General features: G+C 63.2%; 22 protein-coding genes, 1 other RNA gene and 1 pseudogene. 4 read left to right on the forward strand and 20 right to left on the reverse strand.

Features of this window, described 5'->3' with window-relative positions:
* Positions 1-2 precede the first annotated feature (2 nt).
* From murC to rsmI, 16 genes are all read right to left on the reverse strand, one after another.
* Positions 3-1,391: a UDP-N-acetylmuramate--L-alanine ligase gene (gene murC, locus V5B44_RS06180; protein ID WP_332358216.1), complete on the reverse strand. Its 1,389-nt coding sequence runs from the start codon at positions 1,389-1,391 to the stop codon at positions 3-5.
* Positions 1,388-2,443: an undecaprenyldiphospho-muramoylpentapeptide beta-N-acetylglucosaminyltransferase gene (gene murG, locus V5B44_RS06185; protein WP_332358217.1), complete on the reverse strand. Its 1,056-nt coding sequence runs from the start codon at positions 2,441-2,443 to the stop codon at positions 1,388-1,390. Before murG ends, murC begins: the two co-directional genes overlap by 4 nt.
* On the reverse strand, positions 2,440-3,600 hold the full coding sequence (gene ftsW / locus V5B44_RS06190; protein ID WP_332358218.1) for a putative lipid II flippase FtsW: 1,161 nt from the start codon (positions 3,598-3,600) through the stop codon (positions 2,440-2,442). The genes murG and ftsW overlap by 4 nt, the downstream gene beginning before the upstream one ends.
* A complete protein-coding gene (gene murD, locus V5B44_RS06195) occupies positions 3,600-4,967 on the reverse strand; it encodes a UDP-N-acetylmuramoyl-L-alanine--D-glutamate ligase (RefSeq protein ID WP_332358219.1) in 1,368 nt (455 codons plus the stop codon). The genes ftsW and murD overlap by 1 nt, the downstream gene beginning before the upstream one ends.
* Before the next feature lies 1 nt (position 4,968).
* Positions 4,969-6,057: a phospho-N-acetylmuramoyl-pentapeptide-transferase gene (gene mraY, locus V5B44_RS06200; protein WP_332358220.1), complete on the reverse strand. Its 1,089-nt coding sequence runs from the start codon at positions 6,055-6,057 to the stop codon at positions 4,969-4,971.
* On the reverse strand, positions 6,057-7,427 hold the full coding sequence (locus tag V5B44_RS06205; RefSeq protein WP_332358564.1) for a UDP-N-acetylmuramoyl-tripeptide--D-alanyl-D-alanine ligase: 1,371 nt from the start codon (positions 7,425-7,427) through the stop codon (positions 6,057-6,059). The genes mraY and V5B44_RS06205 overlap by 1 nt, the downstream gene beginning before the upstream one ends.
* A 5-nt stretch (positions 7,428-7,432) precedes the next feature.
* Positions 7,433-8,941: a UDP-N-acetylmuramoyl-L-alanyl-D-glutamate--2,6-diaminopimelate ligase gene (locus V5B44_RS06210; RefSeq protein ID WP_332358221.1), complete on the reverse strand. Its 1,509-nt coding sequence runs from the start codon at positions 8,939-8,941 to the stop codon at positions 7,433-7,435.
* Positions 8,938-10,695: a peptidoglycan D,D-transpeptidase FtsI family protein gene (locus tag V5B44_RS06215; RefSeq protein ID WP_332358222.1), complete on the reverse strand. Its 1,758-nt coding sequence runs from the start codon at positions 10,693-10,695 to the stop codon at positions 8,938-8,940. Before V5B44_RS06215 ends, V5B44_RS06210 begins: the two co-directional genes overlap by 4 nt.
* Entirely contained in the window at positions 10,692-10,970 is a 279-nt protein-coding gene (gene ftsL / locus V5B44_RS06220; protein WP_332358223.1) for a cell division protein FtsL, read from the reverse strand. The genes V5B44_RS06215 and ftsL overlap by 4 nt, the downstream gene beginning before the upstream one ends.
* Before the next feature lies 1 nt (position 10,971).
* The gene (rsmH, locus tag V5B44_RS06225; RefSeq protein ID WP_332358224.1) at positions 10,972-11,922 is read right to left on the reverse strand and encodes a 16S rRNA (cytosine(1402)-N(4))-methyltransferase RsmH; all 951 of its coding nucleotides are present in this window, start codon (positions 11,920-11,922) and stop codon (positions 10,972-10,974) included.
* Complete coding sequence (gene mraZ, locus V5B44_RS06230) at positions 11,919-12,368, reverse strand: division/cell wall cluster transcriptional repressor MraZ (RefSeq protein ID WP_332358225.1); 450 nt, start codon at positions 12,366-12,368, stop codon at positions 11,919-11,921. Before mraZ ends, rsmH begins: the two co-directional genes overlap by 4 nt.
* Positions 12,369-12,735: 367 nt before the next feature.
* Positions 12,736-13,100, reverse strand: an RNA gene (gene rnpB / locus V5B44_RS06235) — RNase P RNA component class A.
* Between the two features lie 9 nt (positions 13,101-13,109).
* Positions 13,110-13,790 (reverse strand): DUF3025 domain-containing protein, encoded by a 681-nt coding sequence (locus V5B44_RS06240; protein WP_332358226.1) that lies wholly within the window; start codon positions 13,788-13,790, stop codon positions 13,110-13,112.
* Positions 13,791-13,888: 98 nt separating this feature from the next.
* Positions 13,889-14,338, reverse strand: coding sequence for a hypothetical protein (locus V5B44_RS06245; RefSeq protein ID WP_332358227.1), 450 nt, complete (start codon positions 14,336-14,338; stop codon positions 13,889-13,891).
* A 40-nt stretch (positions 14,339-14,378) separates the two neighbouring features.
* Positions 14,379-15,413 carry a dihydroorotase gene (gene pyrC / locus V5B44_RS06250; protein ID WP_332358228.1) on the reverse strand — a complete coding sequence of 345 codons (1,035 nt, stop codon included), beginning with the start codon at positions 15,411-15,413 and terminating at the stop codon, positions 14,379-14,381.
* Positions 15,414-15,498: 85 nt separating this feature from the next.
* Complete coding sequence (gene rsmI, locus V5B44_RS06255) at positions 15,499-16,338, reverse strand: 16S rRNA (cytidine(1402)-2'-O)-methyltransferase (protein ID WP_332358229.1); 840 nt, start codon at positions 16,336-16,338, stop codon at positions 15,499-15,501.
* 34 nt (positions 16,339-16,372) lie between these two features.
* Here rsmI and V5B44_RS06260 point away from each other — a divergent pair, with 34 nt between their 5' ends.
* The 4 genes from V5B44_RS06260 to V5B44_RS06275 are packed head-to-tail and all read left to right on the forward strand — an operon-like array spanning position 16,373 to position 18,372.
* Positions 16,373-16,732 (forward strand): YraN family protein, encoded by a 360-nt coding sequence (locus V5B44_RS06260; protein WP_434735418.1) that lies wholly within the window; start codon positions 16,373-16,375, stop codon positions 16,730-16,732.
* Positions 16,713-17,087, forward strand: coding sequence for an HIRAN domain-containing protein (locus V5B44_RS06265; RefSeq protein WP_332358230.1), 375 nt, complete (start codon positions 16,713-16,715; stop codon positions 17,085-17,087). Before V5B44_RS06260 ends, V5B44_RS06265 begins: the two co-directional genes overlap by 20 nt.
* 41 nt (positions 17,088-17,128) lie before the next feature.
* Positions 17,129-17,722: a phosphoheptose isomerase gene (locus tag V5B44_RS06270; protein WP_332358231.1), complete on the forward strand. Its 594-nt coding sequence runs from the start codon at positions 17,129-17,131 to the stop codon at positions 17,720-17,722.
* Positions 17,719-18,372 carry a BON domain-containing protein gene (locus V5B44_RS06275; protein WP_332358232.1) on the forward strand — a complete coding sequence of 218 codons (654 nt, stop codon included), beginning with the start codon at positions 17,719-17,721 and terminating at the stop codon, positions 18,370-18,372. The genes V5B44_RS06270 and V5B44_RS06275 overlap by 4 nt, the downstream gene beginning before the upstream one ends.
* 143 nt (positions 18,373-18,515) lie before the next feature.
* Here V5B44_RS06275 and V5B44_RS06280 read toward each other — a convergent pair whose 3' ends face one another.
* The 4 genes and pseudogenes from V5B44_RS06280 to V5B44_RS06295 all read right to left on the reverse strand — a co-directional run bounded on the left by V5B44_RS06280 (position 18,516) and on the right by V5B44_RS06295 (position 21,174).
* Entirely contained in the window at positions 18,516-18,758 is a 243-nt protein-coding gene (locus V5B44_RS06280) for a hypothetical protein (RefSeq protein WP_332358233.1), read from the reverse strand.
* 28 nt (positions 18,759-18,786) lie between these two features.
* On the reverse strand, positions 18,787-18,930 hold the full coding sequence (locus tag V5B44_RS06285) for a hypothetical protein (protein WP_332358234.1): 144 nt from the start codon (positions 18,928-18,930) through the stop codon (positions 18,787-18,789).
* 163 nt (positions 18,931-19,093) lie between these two features.
* Positions 19,094-20,840: pseudogene (locus V5B44_RS06290) on the reverse strand (sodium:solute symporter family protein).
* A 73-nt stretch (positions 20,841-20,913) separates the two neighbouring features.
* The gene (locus V5B44_RS06295; protein WP_332358235.1) at positions 20,914-21,174 is read right to left on the reverse strand and encodes a DUF4212 domain-containing protein; all 261 of its coding nucleotides are present in this window, start codon (positions 21,172-21,174) and stop codon (positions 20,914-20,916) included.
* Positions 21,175-21,405 lie beyond the last annotated feature (231 nt).

Genomic DNA, 21,405 nt, shown 5'->3' on the forward strand with positions numbered 1-21,405 from the left:
CCCTAGCCCGCCGCCAGCTTGCCGGGAACCGCACCAATCGAGCCGGCACCCATGGTCACCACCACATCGCCATCGCGCGCGGCATCCAGAATCGCTTGCGGCAGGTCGCCAACAGCCTCGACGAAGACCGGTTCGACCTTGCCGGCAACCCGCAGCGCACGCGCCAGCGCACGACCATCGGCCGCGACGATCGCCGGTTCGCCGGCGGCATAAACTTCGGCAAGCACCAGGGCGTCGACGCCACTGAGGACTTTCACGAAATCGTCGAAACAGTCCCGTGTTCGGGTAAAGCGGTGCGGCTGGAAGGCGAGGAGCAGACGGCGACCAGGAAAGGCGCCGCGCGCTGCGGACAGCGTTGCCCGCATCTCGACGGGGTGATGACCGTAGTCGTCGACCAGCGTGAAGCGGCCGCCGCCCGGTAGTGGCAGGTCGCCGTAGCGCTGAAACCGTCGACCGACACCGCGGAACTCGGCCAGCGCCTTGACGATCGCTGTGTCGGCAACACCCAGTTCGCTGGCCACCGCAATCGCCGCCAGGGCATTGAGGACATTGTGCCGTCCGGGCAGATTGAGGGTGACGGCCAGTCGGCTGATGCTTCCGTTGACCCGCACGCAATCAAAGCGCATCTGGCCTTCGACCGCGGTCACGTTCTCGGCATAGACGTTGGCTGATGAATCGAGACCGTAGCTGACGATCTGCTTGCTTACCAGGGGCATGATCTCACGGACGTTGGCGTCGTCCGCACAGAGCACCGCTACCCCATAGAAAGGCAGGCGCTGGAGGAAATCGACGAAGGCCTGCTTGAGCCGGCTGAAGTCATGGCCATAGGTCTCCATGTGGTCGGCATCAATGTTGGTAACGATCGAGATCACCGGTGACAGGAGCAGGAAGGAAGCATCGGACTCATCGGCTTCGGCGACCAGAAAGTCGCCAGAACCGAGGCGGGCGTTGGCACCGGCAGCGTTGAGGCGGCCACCGATGACGAAAGTCGGATCCATGCCGCCCTCGGCGAGAATCGAAGCGACCAGGCTGGTGGTTGTCGTCTTGCCGTGCGTTCCGGCGACGGCGATTCCCTGTTTCAGCCGCATCAATTCGGCCAGCATCTGCGCCCGCGGCACCACGGGGACCTTACGCGCGCGGGCTGCGATGACTTCGGGATTGTCCGACCTGACCGCAGAGGACACCACCACCGCATCGGCGGCGCTCACGTTCTCGGCGGCGTGCCCGACCGTCGTGCGCACGCCCAGAGCAGCGAGATGCCGGGTGGTTGCGTTGTCGGCCAGATCCGAGCCGCTGACCATGAAACCGAGGTTGGCCAGGACTTCGGCAATGCCGCTCATGCCGGAACCGCCTATACCGACGAAGTGGATGTTCTTGACTTTATGTTTCACGGGGCAAGCTCCTCGCACATCCTGGCAAGCTCGGCCGTTGCCTCCGGCTTGGCCAGTTCACGCGCTCGTTCGGACATTTCCTGCAACCGACTGCGCGAGTAGTGGCACAACTCACTGATGGATTCAGGGGTCATTCGTTCCTGCGGCAACAGCGTCGCAGCGCCGGCCAGCGACAGGAAGTTGGCATTGAGCGTCTGGTGGTCGTCCACCGCATACGGAAATGGCACCAGTACGCTGGCCACGCCGGCGGCGGCCAGTTCTGCGATGGTCAGCGCTCCGGCGCGACAGATGACCAGGTCTGCCCATTCGTAGGCACCCGCCATATCCTCGATGAAAGCTGTGCAGTGTGCCGGTACGCCCGCGGCCTCGTAGTTCTGCCGCAGTTGCACCAGGTGCTTCTCGCCGGCCTGATGCACCACCAGTGGCCGCTCCTCGGCGCTGATCTGGGCCAGACCCCGGGGAACGATTTCGTTGAGAGCAGCCGCACCCTGACTCCCACCGAGAACCAGCAGGTGCATCGGCGCTTCGCGACCGGCCAGACGCTGCGCTGGCGCCGGCAGCCTGTTTATCTCCGGGCGCAGCGGATTGCCAACCCAAACGCCGCTTGGCAAGGCATTGGGAAAACCACAGGCAACCCGCCTGGCAAGCCTGGCAAGCACCCGGTTGGCCAGGCCAGCAATCGAGTTCTGTTCGTGAATGATCAGCGGAAAGCCAAGCAGCGCAGCCATCATGCCGCCAGGGAAGCTCACGTAGCCACCCATCCCCAGAACCACGTCCGGCCTCACCCGGCGAATTTCACGCCGCGCCTGCCAGCAGGCAGCGAGCAGGTGGAAAGGCAGCAGCAGCTTGCGCAGCAGGCCCTTGCCGCGCAGCGCAGCGAAGCGAACCCAGGCCATTTCGTAGCCACGCGAGGGAACCAGCTTCGCTTCCATGCCATCCGGCGCTCCCATCCAGACGACCCGCCAGTCGCGACTCTTCAGCAGGTCGGCCACCGCCAGACCGGGGAAAACATGGCCGCCGGTTCCGCCCGCCATGACGAGTAGCGTCTTCATACTTTGGCTCCGCGCATCAACTGGCGATTCTCCCAGTCGATTCGCAGCAGGACTGCCAACGCCACGCAGTTGGCCAGAATTCCGGAACCACCGAAGCTCATCAGCGGCAGGGTCAGGCCCTTGGTGGGCAGGAGACCCATGTTCACGCCCATATTGATGAAGCCCTGTACGCCCAGCCAGACGCCAATCCCCTGTGCCACCAGCGCCGAATACAGTCGCTCGAGGCTGACTGCCTGACGGCCGATGGCGAAGGCCCTCTGGATCAACAGACCGAACAATACGATGACCAGCAGCACGCCGAAAAAGCCAAGCTCTTCGGCAATCACCGCCAGCAGGAAGTCGGTATGCGCCTCGGGCAGATAGAACAGCTTTTCGACACTCGCACCCAGGCCAACGCCGAACAGCTCACCACGACCAAAGGCGATCAGCGCGTGCGAAAGCTGGTAGCCGCGACCAAAGGCATCCGCCCACGGATCCATGAAGCCGAAGATGCGATCACGTCGGTAGGGTGAGAAGATGATCAGTGCGGCGAAGGCGGCGGCCAGCACGAGGATCAGCACGACGAACAGGCGCGCCCGCATGCCGCCGAGAAAGAGAATCCCCATGGCAATCGAGATGATCACCACGAAAGCACCAAAGTCCGGTTCCTTGAGCAGCAGGATGCCGACAGCAACCATCGCGCTGGCCAGCGGCAGGAAGGCCTTCTTCAGATCATGCATGTGTGGCATCTTGCGTGCCGTGTAGTCCGCCGCGTAGAGGACGGCAAACAGTTTCATCAACTCGGAGGGCTGCAGATTGGCGATGCCAAGAGGAAGCCAGCGGCGTGCCCCGTTAACCTCGCGGCCGATACCGGGAATCAGTACCAACGCCAACAGCACGAAGCCGGCGACGAACAGCCATGGCGACCAGCGTTGCCAGGTCGACAAGGGCACCTGAAAGGCAATGCCGGCCGCCACCAGCGCGATGATCAGGAAGACGGCATGGCGCACCAGATAGTAGGTCGATTGATTGGCTGTCACGCGACCGGCCTCAGCAATGGCCATCGAGGCTGAATAGACCATGACCATGCCGATCACCAGCAGCATCAGGGTGCTCCAGAGGAGCGCCAGATCGATTTCCGAAGGCAGGCGGCGAGGCCCGTCGAGAGTTCGCAACATCAGGCGGCCTCTCTTTCGATACTGCGAACGGCCGCGACGAATGCCTCGGCACGATGCGCGTAGTCACGATACATGTCCATGCTCGCGCAGGCCGGAGAAAGCAGGACGGCTTCACCGGTCTGCGCCTGCGCGGCGCACCAGCGGACCGCTTCCGCCATGTCAACGCACAGGCGTGTGGGCACACAGCAGCCCTCGAGAACGGCGGCAATCGCCGCCGCATCGCGTCCGATCAGCGCCACAGCGCGTGCATGTTGCTCTATTGCACTACGCAGAGGCGCGAAGTCCTGCCCCTTGCCGTCGCCACCAAGGACGATTGCCAGCCGGCGACCCAGGCCCTGAACGGCTGCCAGAGTGGCACCGACGTTGGTGCCCTTCGAGTCATCGAAGTAACTGACACCATTGATTTCGGCGACCCACTCGACGCGGTGCGCGAGTCCGTGGAAGGCGGCGAGGGCCGGCAGCACCGAGTGTGGATCGACACCCACCGCCTGACAGAGGGCCAGTGCCGCCATCGCATTGCTGGCGTTATGACGTCCGACCAGCTTCAGCTCGGCCAGCGGAATCAACGGGTCAGCGCCGCGCACGATGCAACCGCCCTCGAGCCCATAATCAGACGGGCGCGGTGGCGGGTTGAGGCCAAAGGTCACGACCACCCGGCCGGGGCGAGCGGCGGCCAGACTGCGCGCATCGTCGCGATTGAGAACCTGCACGCCCTGCCCCTGGAAGACACGCGCCTTGCTGGCTGCGTAGTCATCCATGCCGGCATAGCGGTCAAGATGATCTTCGCTGATGTTGAGGACGGTCGCCGCATCGGCCTGCAGCGTGTGCGTCGCTTCAAGCTGGAAGCTCGACAGTTCCAGAACCCAGATTGCCGGCAGGTCATTGCCGTCAATCGCGCTCATCAAGGCGTCCAGCGCTGCCGGACTGATGTTCCCGGCGACCCCGGTCCTGCGGCCGGCAGCGCGACACAGGGCACCGGTGAGGGCGGTGGTGGTGGTCTTGCCATTGCTGCCGGTAATCGCAATCACCTGCGCCGGCCGTGCGTTCTGCCGCAGGCCCCAGACAAAAAGTTCGATCTCGGAAACAACCGGGATGCCCTGCGCAAGCGCTTGCTGAACCAGCGGCGCCTGCAGCGGCACGCCGGGAGAAATGGCGACCAGTTCGACCCCGACAAAAGCTTCCGGCGCAAAAGGACCGGCGAACAGAACCGCCTCCGGGATGGCGGAACGTAGCGCGTCGGCCTGGGGTGGCGCATGCCGACTATCGGCCACACGTATGCACGCGCCCTGGCGCGCCAGCCACCTGGCCATCGCCAGCCCGCTCTCGCCAAGACCCAGGACCAGTGTCAGCTTTCCCTGCAGGTCCATGTCAGCGCAGCTTCAATGTGGACAGGCCGACCAGCACCAGCATGATGGTGATGATCCAGAATCGGACGACGACCTGGGTCTCTTTCCAGCCGCCCAGTTCGAAATGGTGATGCAGCGGCGCCATTCGGAAGATCCGCCGGCCACCCGTCAGCTTGTAGTAGATCACCTGGGCGGCCACCGACAGCGTTTCGGCGACGAAAATGCCGCCCATGATCGCCAGCACGATCTCCTGACGAACGATGATGGCCACGGTGCCGAGGGCTGCACCGAGCGCCAGGGCGCCGACATCGCCCATGAACACTTCCGCCGGATAGGCGTTGAACCACAGAAAGCCCAAGCCCGCACCGGCCATTGCACCGAGCAGGATGGCGAGTTCGCCAGCCCCCGGAATGTACGGCAGGAAGAGGTATTTGGCATAGACCGCATTGCCCGCAACGTAGGCGAAGATGGCCAGCGCGGCGGCGATCATGACCGTCGGCATGATCGCCAAGCCATCGAGGCCGTCGGTCAGGTTGACGGCGTTGCTCGTGCCAACGACGACAAGATAGCTCAGGACGACAAAGCCGATGACCCCCAACGGATAGGAGACGGTCTTGAAAAATGGAACGATCAACTCGAGCTGTGCCGGCCCGCTTGCGCTCAGGCCGAGGTATAGCGCGACCAGCAGGCCGATCGCCGATTGCCAGAAGTACTTCCAGCGTGCCGGCAAGCCCCGCGGATCGCGATTGACAACTTTCTGCCAGTCGTCGTACCAGCCAATGCTGCCGAAGCCCACGGTGACGATCAGTACTACCCAGACGTAGCGATTGCCGAGGTCGCCCCACAGCAGCGTGGTGATGATGATCGCGATCAGGATCAGTGCGCCGCCCATGGTCGGCGTCCCCGACTTGATCAGGTGCGTCTCCGGACCATCGTGCCGCACCGCCTGGCCGATCTTCTTTGCCGCCAGCCAACGAATCACGCGCGGTCCGGCGACAAAGGAAATGATCAACGCGGTCATCGCCGCAAGTACCGTCCGCAAGGTGATATAGCCGAAGACGTTGAACGCCCGCACGTCCTGTGCCAACCATTGCGCCAGAAGCAGCAGCATTATTCGCTCCCCTCGGATGGCAGGCTGATGGCCTTGGCGACCCGTTCCATGCGCATGAACCGCGACCCCTTGACGAGGACCGTGGTCTCTGGAGTGAGTTCGGCGGTCAACGCTGCGATCAGCTTGTCGATATTCGTATAGTGCTCGCCGCCGGCACCAAAGTTATGAGCAGCGAGAGCGCTGGCGTCACCCAACGCCAGCAGGCGATCGATGCCCTGGCTTTTTGCATAGCCACCGATCTCGTCATGGAACTGACCGCTCATCTCGCCGATCTCCCCCATGTCCCCAAGCACCAGCACCTTCCTGCCGATCGTTGCCGCCAGCACATCGATGCCGGCGCGAACCGAGTCCGGATTGGCGTTATAAGTGTCGTCAAGCAGCACCGAACCATGCAGGGCCGCTCGCCGCTGCAGGCGGCCCTTGAGACCACGGAAACTCGCCAGGCCAGCCTGCACTGCCGCGAGTGAAACGCCGGCCGCCAGACAGGCGGCGGCAGCAGCCAGGGCGTTGCGCGCGTTGTGTTGACCGGGCAAGGAGAGGAAAACTTCAAACTGGCCGCCCGCCGCGACGACGCTGAGGCGGCTTTCGAGGCCATGCAGATAAGCCTTGCCGCTGACGTCGGCCGGCTGTTCAAAACCGAAAGTCATCACGCCCAGCCCGCGGCTCTGCGCCCGCCACAGGTAGGCCCAGGGATCATCGGCACTGAACACGGCAATACCATGCTCATCCAGACCGGAGTAAATGCTGCCCTTTTCTCGGGCTATCGCTTCCAGCGAACCCATCCCGGCCAGATGAGCACGCTGCGCGTTGGTCACCACGGCCACACCGGGGCGGGCGATGCCCGCCAGATAGGCGATTTCGCCGGGATGGTTCATGCCCATCTCGATGATCGCTGCACGATGGCCTGCATTCAGCCTGAGCAGGGTCAGTGGCAGGCCGATGTCGTTGTTGTAGTTGCCCGCGGTTGACAACACCGCTTCACCGAAAGTGGCTTTCAGGATGCTGGCGATCATTTCCTTGGTCGTCGTCTTGCCGTTGCTGCCGGTCACGGCGATCACCGGCAGCGTGAACCGGCTGCGCCAGTCGGCGGCAAGCGCCCCCAGTGCCAGCCGCGTCTCGTCGACCAGGATCAGGGGCAGGCCAAGCGAGGACAGTCCATCCGCGGCGTCTGCCGCCACCACCGCAGCGGCCGCGCCACGCGCCTGGGCCGCCGCGACGTAGTGGTGACCATCAAAGTTCTCGCCGCGCAGGGCAAGAAACAGCTCGCCGGCTGCTAGGGTTCGGCTGTCGGTCGACACGCCGCAGAAGCCCAGATTGTCGCCGGCAAGCCTGCCAGCCATGGCGCGCGCGGCACCGAGCAGGTCCATCATCGCGCTCACGGGGCCATCTCCCGACGGGCGGCCAAGGCAGCATGTGCCTGCCTGACATCCGAAAATGGTCGCCGCACACCGGCGATCTCCTGATACGACTCGTGTCCCTTGCCGGCAAGCAGAATCACCTCCGCCGGATGTGCCGAAAGCAGGGTGCGGCGAATGGCTTCGCTGCGATCGACAATCATCTCGGCGGCCGGCGCAGCGACGCGAATGTCGTCAAGGATCGCCTGCGGATCCTCACTACGTGGGTTGTCACTGGTCAACACGACGCGATCGGCATGACTTGTCGCGACCTCTCCCATCAACGGGCGCTTGCCGCGATCACGGTCACCGCCGCAACCAAAAATGGCGGTGAGGCCGGCACCCCGCGCGCAGGCCACCGGCCGCAGCGCACTAAGGGCACTCGCCAGGGCATCCGGTGTATGTGCATAATCGATCACCACCAGTGGTTCGTTGTCGCCACCGATTTTCTCCAGGCGGCCCGGCGGCGGAGTCAAGCCGGCAAAGCGCTCGGCGACCGCCTTTGGAGTCAGGCCGGCGTCAAGGAGAACCGCCGCCACGGCAAGCAGATTGGAGACGTTGTAGCGACCAAGCAAGCCGGTCTCGATCTGGGCACGACCGCTCGGAGCGCAGAGACGGAAACGCAGCCCGTCAATCGATTCCTCGACGTTTTCGGCACGGAGGGTCCCCTGTTGATCACTGGGGATGCCCTGCTGCGTATAGCCAACCACCTTGGCTGCCGAACTGAGCACGGCGAGTTCGCGTCCGAAGGGATCGTCAAGATTGACCACCGCCAGGCGCAGGCGCGGCCAGGTAAACAGCTTCGCCTTGGCCTGTGCGTATTCCGCCATATTCCGGTGATAGTCAAGATGGTCACGAGTCAGATTGGTGAACACCGCGATGTCAATCCGAGCCCCGTCGAGGCGTCCTTCGGCGATGCCGATCGAACTCGCCTCGAGCGCACACGCCTGGGCTTCCCTGCTGGCAAAAGCCGCGAGGTAACGCATCAGTGTCGTCGCCTCGGGCGTCGTGAAGCCGGTCTCGACCAACTGACCCGGCAAACCGGCGCCCAGCGTGCCAATGATCGCGCATGGCCGGGGGTGACTCATGCCGATCCACTGCGTGACGCTGGTCTTGCCGTTGGTGCCGGTGACGGCCACCAGCGACAGACGCTCACTCGGGCGCCCGCAGACGACGTGGGCCAGCGGGCCGCACAGCTGGCGAAGACCGCTGACCGGCAGATTGGCGATCTTCCACTCGTCGCGCCAGGCGAAGGCGGCCGATCCGGCGGCGGCCGACTCCCAGAGAACGGCAGCAGCGCCATTGACAATCGCCTCTGCTATGTAGTGGCGGCCATCGGCGAGGTCACCCGGATAGGCCAGAAAGAGGTCGCCGGGAACAACCTGGCGGCTATCGTCGCTGACACCGCTCGGCCGGACGCCCAGTGCGCCGAGTTGCGCCAGAACATCACTGGTCGTGTCGTGGCGCATAGGCGTGCTCTGGGCGCTCACAGCCTGGCCTTTACTGTCGGTGTCGTGCTTTTCGGCGTCTGCGCGACCACCAGTGGAGCGTCGGGTGCGATGCCGAGAGTGCGCAGCGAACTGGCCATCACGGCGGCAAACACCGGCGCCGCGACTTCACCGCCATAATGCTTCCCGCCACGTGGTTCGTCGATCATCACGGCAACGATCAGGCGGGGGTCCGAGACCGGGGCAAAACCGACGAAGGACGAGACATACTTGTTCGCGTAACGACCGCCTTCGAGCTTGTGCGCCGTACCCGTCTTGCCGGCTACGCGATAGCCAGGAATCTGCGCCTTGGGGGCCGTGCCGCCGGGCTGAACCGCCATTTCAAGCATCACCCGCACGGCGCGTGCCGTCTGTGGGCTGAACACCGTCGCGCCGTGCGGCATCGATGAGTCGACCCGGGTCAGCGACAGCGGCACCAGATCGCCATCGCGGGCAAAGACAGAATAGGCGCGCGCCAACTGGATCAGCGAGACCGAGATGCCATGGCCATAGGCCATGGTCGCCTGCTCGATCGGTCGCCAGCTCTTCCATGGGCGCACCCGGCCAGTCACTTCGCCGGGGAAGCCCAGGCGCGGCACCTGACCAAAGCCGACATCGTCGAACATCTCCCACATCTTCTGCGAGGGAAGCATGGCGGCGACCTTCGCAGCACCCACGTTCGACGATTTCTGGATCACCTCCGCCACGGTCAGCGCACCGTGCGGATGGGCATCGGCAATCGTGGCATTGCCGATGGTCAGGCGTCCGGGCGCGCAGTTGATGATCGTGTCGAAGCGGACCTTGCCACTCTCCAGCCCGAGGGCAATGGTGAAGGGCTTGAGCGTCGAACCCGGCTCAAAGGTGTCGGTCAGCGCCCGATTGCGCAGCTGGGCGCCGGACAGGCCCTCGCGATTGTTCGGGTTGTAGGTCGGCAAGTTGGCCAGAGCCAGGATTTCGCCGGTGCGGACGTCAAGCACCACGACGCCCCCCGCCTTCGCGTTGTGTTCGCTCATGGCCTGCTTGAGATGGCTGTAGGCCAGGTACTGAATCTTCGAATCAAGCGCCAGACGAACTTCCTTGCCATCCTGCGGTGGTTTGATCGAGCCAACGTCCTCGACGATCTGGCCGCGTCGATCCCTGATCACGCTGCGGCTGCCGGGCTGACCGAGCAGTTGCCCATGAAAGGCCAGTTCAACGCCTTCAAGACCCTTGTCGTCCACGCCGGTGAAGCCGACCATGTGCGCCGTCATCTCACCGGTCGGATAAAAGCGGCGGTACTCCTTGTCCTGGCCGATGCCGGGCAACTTCAACGCCGCCACCTGCTCGGCTACCGACGGTGGAATCTGCCGGCGAAGGAAGACGAAGGTCTTGTCGGTGCTCAGCTTCTGGCTCAACTGCTTGACGTCCATCTCCAGCAGGGACGCCAGCTGGCCGGTCTGTTCAGGCGTCAGCCGGGCGGCTTGTGGAACCGCCCAGATCGACTTCATCGGCGTTGAAATCGCCAGAACATCGCCGTGTCGATCGGCAATCCGCCCGCGCGAGGCGCTGATCTCGATGTCGCGCCGGTAACGTGACTCCCCTTTTTCCTGCAGGAAGTCGTTGTTGAGAACCTGCAGGTAGAATGCACGGCCGATCAGCACACCAAAGGAACCGAGGATCAGCAGGCCCATCAGGCGCGACCGCCAGGGTGGCAGACGCAGTTGCAGCAACGGGCTTTCGGCAAACTTGTGTGCCACTTTTCCCTTGAAGCGCATCATTGGGCAGTGCCTCCCGTCGGCGCGGAGGCGATCGCGCGGCCTGCTTGCGGTGTCGTCATCTTCAGTTTCTCGCGTGCAATCTTCTCTATCCGCGGTGCGGCGCCCCAGGTCGATAGCTCGATTTGCAGTTGGCCAAACTCGACTTCAAGTTGCCGTGCGCGCTCCTGCTCAGCCTCAAGTGCCTGGAAAATCTTGCGTGCCTTGTGCTGTGAAGTCACCACGCCGAGGCTGCAGATCACCAGCGCCAGCAACAGAAAAATGTTCAGGCGAACCATCTCAGGCGGCCTTTCCAGGCAGCTTTTCTGCCACCCGCATCACCGCGCTGCGCGCCCTCGGGTTGGCGGCCACTTCCACCGCGCTCGCCCTGGCCGGCTTGCCGATCAAACGAAGCCGCGGCTGCGGCAACTCGGCCGCGCGCAAGGGCAATCTTCTCGGCGAGCGATCCGGATCCGCCTCGTCACGCATGAAGCGCTTGACGAGGCGGTCTTCCAGCGAGTGGAAACTGATCACCACCAGGCGCCCCCCATTTTTCAGCACGGTCATGGCCTGTGGCAGCACTAGCGCGAGTTGTTCGAGCTCTTGATTGATATGAATCCGTAGAGCTTGAAAGGTACGCGTCGCCGCATCCTGCCCGGGCTCACGGGTGCGCACGGTCGCGCGTACAAGCGCGGCGAGTTCCCCGGTGGTTGCAAGCGGCCGTTCGCCCCGAGCAACCACAATCTTCTTTGCAATCTGGAAAGCAAACCGTTCTTCACCATAATTCCTAATGACCTCCGTGATCTCCTGCACGCTGGCCCGCAGAAGCCACTGTGCCGCTGTCTCGCCTTGTGTCGTATCCATCCGCATGTCGAGAGGCGCGTCGTGGCGGAAACTGAAGCCCCTGCCCCCCTCATCCAGTTGCGGCGACGAGACTCCGATATCGAGCAGCACGCCGTCGACCGCCTCCTGGACGGCAACCCCTGCTCGCCTGAGCGCGTCGGCGAGATCACCGAAGCGGTGGTGCATGACAAGCAATCTCTGGTCGACGATTGTGCAGGCCACGGCCACCGCTTGCGGGTCGCAGTCGAGCGCCAGCAGGCGACCCTCTGGCCCGAGTCGTTCGAGGATGGCCCGCGTGTGCCCGCCGCGCCCGAAAGTGCCGTCAACGTAAGTGCCTGCGGGCTTGATGTTCAGGGCGTCGACCGCCTCCCGCAGGAGGACGGCCGCATGCTGCGGCGGCCCGCTCACAGCGCCAGGTCTTCGAGACCGGGAGGGAGTATGAACTGGTCGCCCAGCGCAAACACCGCCTCCTGCTGCTTCTGCCAGCCGGCATCCGACCAGATTTCGAAATGGCTGCCCTGACCAACGAGCCAGACCAGCTTTTCTAGCCTGGCAAACTGGCGCAGTTCAGGCGCGATCAACAGGCGCCCAGCCGCGTCCATCTCCTCTTCACGCGCGTTACCGACCAACAGCCGCTTGATCGCCGCGGACTGCGGGTTGAAGCTCGAGGCAGCCAACACCTTGTCGCGAATCGGTTCCCAGGCCGGCTCGGGATACAACAGCAGACAGCAATGCGGGTGAGCCGTAAGAACCAGTTGGCCGCCGGCAGCAGACGCAAGCGCCTCCCGGTGGCGCGCCGGAATCGCGAACCTGCCCTTGGTATCAAGACTTAACGCCGCCGCACCCTGAAACATCAAACGAACTCTTCCCTTGCTCTCCAGCCCTGAAAACGGCAGATTCCCCACTTTCTACCACTTGTTCCCACTTTAAGGCAAAGATTCCGCTAAAGCAAGGGGTCAAGCAGCACTTTTCTCAATAGCTACAAGGACTTATGGATGACTTGCAGAAGATGCGGAAAGAAAGAATTACCTTCAATAAAACAACGCGAAAATCCTTGGATTTAAAGTGATTTCTAAAGAGTTGAGACCAAGCCACGGCAAGAAAAGCGCTAAGGACGCGAAAATCCGGCACAGTCGCGCCAGCGCAGTCACAGCCGGAAGAGAAAAAACGCTGAAATGCGGGGCAGCGATCGCTGCCCGCTAGGCGGAAGTACGCGGAAAAGGGGGAAGCCGGCCGATAAGCCGGGTTCTGTCGTGGACAGCCATTCCTCTAGGCGCACTGTTGCCAGCACGCTCAAGCAGCCTACCCGGAAGCAGCGCGAGCCACGCCCATGCTTCCCTATTTGGCCTTGCTCCGGATGGGGTTTGCCGTGCCGTCCGTGTTACCACGGCCGCGGTGAGCTCTTACCTCGCCGTTTCACCCTTGCCTGCCCCGAATTGCGCGGGGCATCGGCGGTTTGTTTTCTGTTGCACTTTCCGTCACCTCACGGTGCCCGGTCGTTAACCGGCATCCTGCTCTGCGGAGCCCGGACTTTCCTCTCGGCGCCAGGTTTGCACCTCTTGCCCAGCGGCTGCCTGACCGACTTCCCGCATTCATTATACGCCCGGGCTGCTGCGACCCGGCCGGAATTGCCAACGGTCGTCATAGTAGGCCGCGGTTTCGCTATCCGCAGTGACGCCTGGCCAGCCCATCAGGGGCAGCGGGTGAAACGCGCGTGGATTCATATGCTCGCCAGCGGCAAGTTCAACCGCCAGGCGCTGGTCGATGGCAGACACCTGCGCTGCCAGCGGTCGGCTCAGCCAGGCCGGCGTCACTTCGTACAACACGGCCTTGGCGGTCAGACCACGGAATGGCTGCAATAACTGCTCGTAGGTCGCGTGACCAAAAACGAAACAGCGCAGTCGCCGACCCAGATCGGATCGCCGCCCCCAGAACAGCGCGGACCATTGAAAATCACGCAGCAGGGCGAGTAGATCCGGGTCGGAGGAGACGACAACGACGCCGCATTCATCGAAATGGGTCATCGCGTCGCGCGCGCGGCCACGCGGGCTGGCCGGCGGCGCCAGCGCGCCGGCATGGCGCGCGTTGAGCGCCGCCTTGGCCAGCGGAAACGTCAACCAGACCAGCGCATTGAAGAAATCGTGCCAGTTGCCGGGGCGCGTGGCGACTTCGCCACGCGTCCAGATGCGCGCTTCGTAGGCGAGGCCATCGGCAGACGGCGGCACAAAGGAGATCCGTTGGCCGGAATGCGTGCGCAGATCACGCGTCGAGTTCAAGAAGGTCAGCGACCCAGGGTCCGGCGCGAAAGGGATTTGCTCTAGCAGCGAGGACAGCGGTGCAAACAGACCGCCTGGCGACGGAAAGTCCGCCCGACTCACTGCCTGACAGTCGCTTCGCCGGCCGTGGCGTCCTCGCTCTGCGGCGCCGGCACGAAGGTCAGCGTCCCGCTGCGCATCTGGAAAACGCCCTGCAGAGGCCCCATCCCACTCTCCGGCTCGGCCTCCAGCCGCGCAAAGCCCTCACAACTGCGCGTCTCGACGACAAACATGCGCTTGCCCTGTTTGAGAATCCAGGCGTCGTTGCCCGGCGCATAGACTTCGACCCGGCTCTCGGCGCCGCCGGGTCCGATTTCGTGCCGGCGCATGCAATCGGGCATGCGCGCGGCGACGATCGAGTAATCGGCGGTCTTGTCCCAGAAGAAATTCTGCACCCGGATCAGCGTCAAGGAATGCTGGCTCGTGCCAATCTCGAAAGCCGCGCGCTGATCCGAGCACGCGATCAGCAGTGGCAACAACCACAACGGTAGCAACTTGTCCCGTAACACCGGTCATCTCCTCAGGAAATCGCGCAGTCGGCCGGCGACATCAGTCGAGCATCCGCCAGGGCAGCCACTCGCCGGCGCGCAGGGGGACCAGCACATCGCCAGCGGCATAAGCGTAGGCTTCCGGCACCCGCCAGTCCTGCTGTTCGAGCGTTACCTGGCCGCGATTGCGCGGCAGGCCATAGAAATCGGGGCCGTTGAAACTGGCAAACGCCTCCAGCCGGTCCAACCGGCCCACCGACGCAAAGGCTTCGGCGTAGAATTCGAGCGCCGCATGCGCCGTGTAGCAACCCGCACAGCCGCAGGCCATCTCCTTGGTCGGCTGCGCATGCGGCGCCGAATCGGTACCGAGAAAGAACTTCCGGCTCCCCGAAGTTGCCGCGTGCAGCAACGCCAGACGGTGCCGCTCGCGCTTGAGCACGGGCAGGCAGTAATAATGCGGACGAAGGCCGCCGGCGAAAATTGCGTTGCGGTTGTAAAGCAGGTGATGGGCAGTGATCGTCGCCGCGATGTTGGGCCCGCAAGCGGCAACGAAATCGGCTGCATCGCTGGTCGTGATGTGCTCGAATACCACCTTGAGCGTCGGGTGACGCACCAGCAGGGGCTGCAGCACGCGGTCAATGAAGACCTTCTCCCGGTCGAACACGTCGATCGCCGGATCGGTCGCCTCGCCATGCACCAGCAGGGGGACCCCCAGCTCGGCCATCGCCGCCACGGTCGCATCGCAGCGTTCGAGATCGGTCACGCCGGAGTCGGAGTTGGTCGTTGCGCCCGCCGGATAGAGCTTCACGGCCTGTACCGAGTCGCTCTCCGCGGCGCGCCGGATCTCGTCAACCGGCGTGTGATCGGTCAGGTACAGGGTCATCAGCGGTTCGAACGACAGGCCCGCCGGCAGGGCGGCGAGGATGCGCGCGCGATACTCGCCGGCCGCGGCTACAGTCGTGACCGGCGGGCGCAGGTTGGGCATCACGATGGCACGGGCAAACTGGCGCGCGCTATGTGGCAGCACGGCCGCGAGAGCCGGACCATCGCGCAGATGCAAGTGCCAGTCATCGGGACGCGTCAGGGTGATCTGCATGCTTGCACCTGCTGGAGGACAAAGCAGAATTCTAGATGATTTATTCGCCTGCAGCCCGGATCTGCCCGCCGGATGCAGTTGCGCTCTATCCCCGAAGGCGCAAGGCGTGCTGATACAGGACCTTCTTGCCGACGCCGGTGATCAGGTGAGCCAGCCGGCTGGCCTGACTGACCGGCAGACCCTCGTCGAGCAGCAGCTTCAGCACCCTTTCGCCCTCGGCGCTTTCATCGACCGGCGGCGCACCGGAAACGAGCAGCACGAACTCGCCGCGTTGTCGATTGCCGTCGGCCAGCAGCCAGTCCCGCGCTTCACCCAGCGGACAGGAATGAATGCTCTCGAAGAGCTTGGTCAGCTCGCGCGCGATGACCAACGTCCGTTCAGGCCCGAAGGCTTCGGCAAGAGCTGCGACCGTTTCGACGATACGATGCGGCGCCTCATAGAAAACCAGCGCCCAGGGCAGATGAGCGAGTTGGCGCAAAACCTCGCCGCGCGCCCCGGCCTTGCTCGGCAAAAATCCATAGAACAGGAACTGGGCTTCGCCAAGTCCGCCAGCAGACAGCGCGACCACCGCCGCACAAGGGCCAGGTAGCGGGACGACACGATAGCCGGCGGCACGCACCCTCGCCACCAGCCGCGCCCCCGGATCGGAAACGCCGGGAGTACCGGCGTCCACCACCAGGGCCACCGACTCTCCGGCGGCAAGCCGCGCGACGACCTGTTGCGCGGCATCCTCCTCGTTATGCTGGTGCGCTGCCAGCAGACGCGCATTGCAGCCGTAGTGGCGCAGCAGTGGCCCGCTGTGGCGCGTATCCTCGGCGGCCACCCACGGTACCTGGCGCAGGACCTCGATCGCCCGCTGTGTGATGTCGCCGAGATGGCCGAGCGGAGTCGGAACTAAATATAATGCGAGGGCTTCTTCTGTCATCGGGATCAGCTTGCAGGTGAGCGTCAAAGATAACATGGGCGGACACTTGGCCAATGGCCGGATCGCCGAGGAACTCGCCGCGCGCTTCCTCGAGGGCCGGGGCCTCACCGTCTTGGCACGAAATTATCGCTGCCGCGGCGGCGAGGTGGACCTCATCTGCCGCGAAAAGCAGGCGCTGGTCTTCGTGGAAGTTCGCCTGCGCCGCAACGCGAACTATGGCGGTGCGGCAGCCAGCATCACCAACGCCAAGCAGCGCCGGATCATTCTCGCCGCCCAGCATTATCTGGCTGCCCAAGCGGGCCGCGAGTCTGACTGTCGCTTCGACTGCATCCTGCTCGACGGGCTATCGGAGGCCGCCATCGAATGGCTGTGTGATGCGTTTTCTGCGCCTTAGCGCCGCCCTTGGGCTGTTCCTGTGCCTGCAGGCGGGCGCTGGCGAGACGATCAGGGTTCTCGTACAGAGCTCGCCGCTGGCCGGCAGCCAGTACTACGCGGTGAGCGAACTGTGGTCACAGATCAAGCCCGGAGACCGCCTGACGCTGGTTCGCGAAGCCGACAACCGGCACGATCCGAAGGCGGTCCGTGTCGAATGGAACGGGCACCAGCTCGGTTACGTGCCGCGCGCCGAGAACCGTGCCGTAGCCAGCGCGCTCGACGCCGGCGAACAACTCGAAGCGCGCGTCTCCAGGCTGCGCAGGGACCCCGACCCCTGGCGTCGGGTCGAGTTCGAGGTCTTCCTGATCCTCTGATGTTAGAATCCCGGATTGCCTGGAACCGAAGTACACAGCCCATGGACCTGACCACCCGTATCAGCCAGCACTTCCACGAGAGCGCCCAGATCAAGCTCGACGCCGTCGAACTGCTGGCGGCGCCAATTGCGCAGGCGATCGAGGCGATGGTTGACTGTCTCCTGAACAACGGCAAGATCCTCGCCTGTGGCAACGGCGGTTCGGCGGCCGACGCTCAGCACCTGGCAGCCGAACTCGTAAACCGCTTTGAGATCGAGCGCCACGAGCTGGCGGCAATCGCGCTGACCACCGACACCTCGATCATCTCGGCAATCGCCAACGACTACGGCTACAAGGTCGTGTTTGCCAAGCAGGTGCGCGCCCTCGGCCAGGCCGGCGACATCCTGGTCGCCATCTCGACGTCGGGCAATTCACCCAATGTCATCGAGGCGATCAATGCCGCACACGAGAACGACCTGCGCGTTGTGGCGCTGACCGGCAGGGACGGCGGAATGATGGGTGAGATGCTGCGCGATGGCGATGTACACATCTGCGTACCCGCCAACCGCACGGCACGAATTCAGGAAACACATCTGCTCGCCATCCACTGTTTTTGCGATGGCATCGATTGCCTGCTCATGGGAGTTAACGAATGAAGAAGCTCTTGACCACCAGCCTGCTGCTCGGCGCCGCCCTGTTGCCAATGTTGCAGGGCTGTCTGCCGATGGTCGCTGCCGGTGCTGCCGGTGGCGCACTGGCGACGATGGACCGGCGCAGTCTGGGTATACAAACCGAAGACGAAACCATCGAATGGAAGGCCGTGGCGCGCGTCAACGAGAAGTCCGGTGACAACTCGCACACCAACTTCACCAGCTATAACCGCAAGGTGCTGGTGACCGGAGAAGTCCCCAGCGAGGAGCTGAAGGGCACCATCGAGCGCATCGTCGCCGGCATCCCGCAGGTCGAAGGGGTCTACAATGAACTCGTCGTCGGCCCGGTCACCTCATACTCGACGCGCAGCAACGACTCCTACATTACCACGCGGGTCAAGGGCCGCTTCGTCGACTCGGGCAACTTCAACGCAGTCCATGTCAAGGTGGTGACCGAGGCCGGGGTTGTCTACCTGCTGGGTCTGGTCACTCAGCGCGAGGCCGACTCGGCGATCCAGGTGGCGCGCACCACCAGCGACGTGAAAAAGGTGGTCAACCTGCTGGAGATCATCCCCGACGCCAAGGCCCGAGAACTGGAGATGACCATGCCCAAGGCCAGCCCACAGGAGCCGAAGCCGGCAGCGAACGGCGGCTGAGGGCCGGCGGATTTTCGGCAGCCAAGCCCTCGGCAGAAGGGGGCTTTTCGTGCGGAACGGCTTTGCCGTGTTGGCTTGCCGCCGAATCTTGCTCTTGACTCCGCCAGCCGTGATTTCCCCGCTCGAACCCTCGCCAGCCCCCGTCAATCCGGCTTGGATCTATTGTTTTCGCCAAGGGCCATGGCGATGAGCATGCCGCCGAAGGTGCCATAGGCCAATCCCGCAGCTGCGCATAGCAGCAGGATCATCAGCAGTTCCTTCTCGGCGCCGTAGGCCATGGCGGCAAAAATGGCTGCGCTGACTGAACCTACCAGGCCCAGAATGACCGCTCCCGCATGCGCGCTGGCTCTTCTCTGGGCCGCCCAGCCCCCGACCGCCCACAACATGAACGAATAGACGGCAAAACCGGCCAGATCAAGGCGCGCCGAGAAACTCGTCGGTGACCCCGAGGATCGAAATGACCGTGGGGAGAATGGTGGTCGTCAGGCTCAAGCCGGCGAAGCCACCGAGAAAGACGGCAGCCGGACGGGCGCAGCCGAATGCCCATATTTTGGACAATAGATATTTGTTGAGACGTCTTTGATCATGTTCATCCTGCCCGGCATCGGTTCTGCTTTCGCAGTCATGGTACAACTCCCCTCATCGCTTCGCCAGGGTACAAAAAGAGGGCGGCTGCCGTTTCCGGCAGCCGCCCTCAGCGCCATTCAGCTCAAGTCATCGATCAATGGCTGCTGGCCGCGGGCGCTTCGAGCTTGCCGGGGTAACGCAGGCTGCCCACCAGATCCTGGATCTCGGCCGACGGCTCCTTGGTAAACTTGCTGACCACATAGGAGACGATGAAGTTGAGCGCGGCGCCGACGGTGCCGATCCCTTCCGGGGAGATCCCCAGCCACCAGCCGGCCGGGTTGTTGGCCGCCGGGTCGCCATACTTGAACCACCAGATATAGCCGGCGGTAAAGATGATACCAACGACCATTCCGGCGATGGCGCCTTCCTTGTTCATCTTCTTGTTGAAGATGCCCATCAGTATGGCCGGGAAGAACGAGGCCGCAGCCAGGCCGAAGGCAAAGGCCACCACCTGGGCGACGAACCCCGGCGGATAGATGCCGAACAGGCCGGCGATGACCACGGCCACGCCGGCACCACCGCGTGCCCACCACAGCTTCCCTTTTCCGACATATCGGGTTTGACGATACCCTTCATCAGGTCATGCGAAATCGGCCGCCGAGATGACCAGCAACAGTCCCGCCGCCGTGGAAAGGGCTGCAGCCAGGCCACCAGCGCCGATCAGACCGACGGTCCAGTTGGGCAGCTTGGCGATTTCGGGACTGGCCAGAACCATGATGTCCTGGTCGATCTTGACTTCGTTGGCACTCTTCGGATCATCCCACTTGCCGGGGCGAATCTGCATGATGCCGTCGCCATTCTTGTCCTTCCAGCCGACCAGCCCGGTCTTTTCCCAGTTCTTGAACCAGGACGGGGCATTGACATACTCGACGTTGTTCACCGTCTTGATGAAGTTGGTGCGGGCAAAAACGGCCACTGCCGGAGCCGTGGTGTACAGCAGGGCGATGAAGATCAGCGCCCAGCCAGCGGAAGAGCGTGCGTCACGCATCTTGGGCACGGTGAAGAAGCGGATCAGGATGTGCGGCAGGCCAGCGGTGCCGATCATCAGCGAAAAGGTGATGAAGAAGACGTCGATCATCGGCCGCTGGCCACTGGTGTAGGCAGGGAAACCGAGATCCTTGTGCAGGCCGTTCAAGACGTCGAGCAGGTACTTGCCCTGGGTGCTGGGATCGTTCAGCAGCGCCGCGCCTTCGGCGGTGATCGCCGAGCCGTAGCCAATCTGCGGGATTGCGGAACCGGTGAACTGCATGGAGACGAAGATCGCCGGGATCAGATAGGCGGTGATCAGAACGACGTATTGCGCGACCTGGGTATAGGTAATCCCCTTCATTCCGCCAAGCGTGGCGTAGAAGAACACCAGCGCCATGCCGATGACCACGCCATAGTCGATGGGGACATCCATGAAGCGCGAGAAGACGACGCCGACGCCGCGCATCTGGCCCGCGACGTAGGTGAAGGAGACGAAAATGGCGCAGACCAGCGCGATGACGCGAGCGGTATTGGAGTAGTAACGATCGCCGATGAACTGGGGAATCGTAAACTTGCCGTACTTGCGCAGGTAGGGACCGAACAGCATGGCCAGCAGGACGTAGCCGCCGGTCCACCCCATCAGGTAGTACGAGCCGTCGCGTCCGAGGAAGGAAATCAGGCCGGCCATGGAAATGAACGACGCCGCCGACATCCAGTCGGCACCGGTGGCCATGCCGTTCATGAATGGCGGAACCGACTTCTCGGCGACATAGAAATCGCCGGTTGTCTTTGCTCTCGATGCGTAGGCGATGTAGATATACAGGCGCGAAACTGAGGCCTGTAATGATCCAGGTCCATTGAAGAATGCTCATGGTTTGGTTACCTCATCAATTTGGGAATGGCAGTGGTTGTGCACATCGGGTCTGATATCAGAATTGCTGTACGTCATTGTTGTACGTTGATGATATCCAGCCTGTCCATCAACCAGACATACACCCAGATCAGGGCAACAAAGGTCACCAGCGAGCCCTGGTTTGCGAACCAGAAGCCGAGCGGGAAACCACCGATCGTGTAGGCGTCGAGCTGATTGACCATCAGGATGCCGCAGACGTAAGAGACAACGAACCAGATCCCCAGGAGAACCGCGATGTAAGAAAGGTTCTCTTTCCAGTATGCCTGTAACTCTTTGGTTGCATGAATTGACATGATGACTCCTCCTTGTTGTAGTAGCGGCCCTGAAATCCCTATCGCTATAGCGGAATCCGCCACGCGATTATTATTGTTGATCCTTACTGGAAGCTGACAAGAGACGCGGCTGGCGACCAAATTTGGCGTTTCCGGTTGGTCAGCCTCGGGCCCGGCCATCAATCGCGCTTATGCCCTGGCAGATCACCGGCAAAAGACGCGGGTTAGCGATGGCGCCTGCCACCCGGGTTG

Source organism: Candidatus Accumulibacter necessarius (assembly GCF_036625085.1).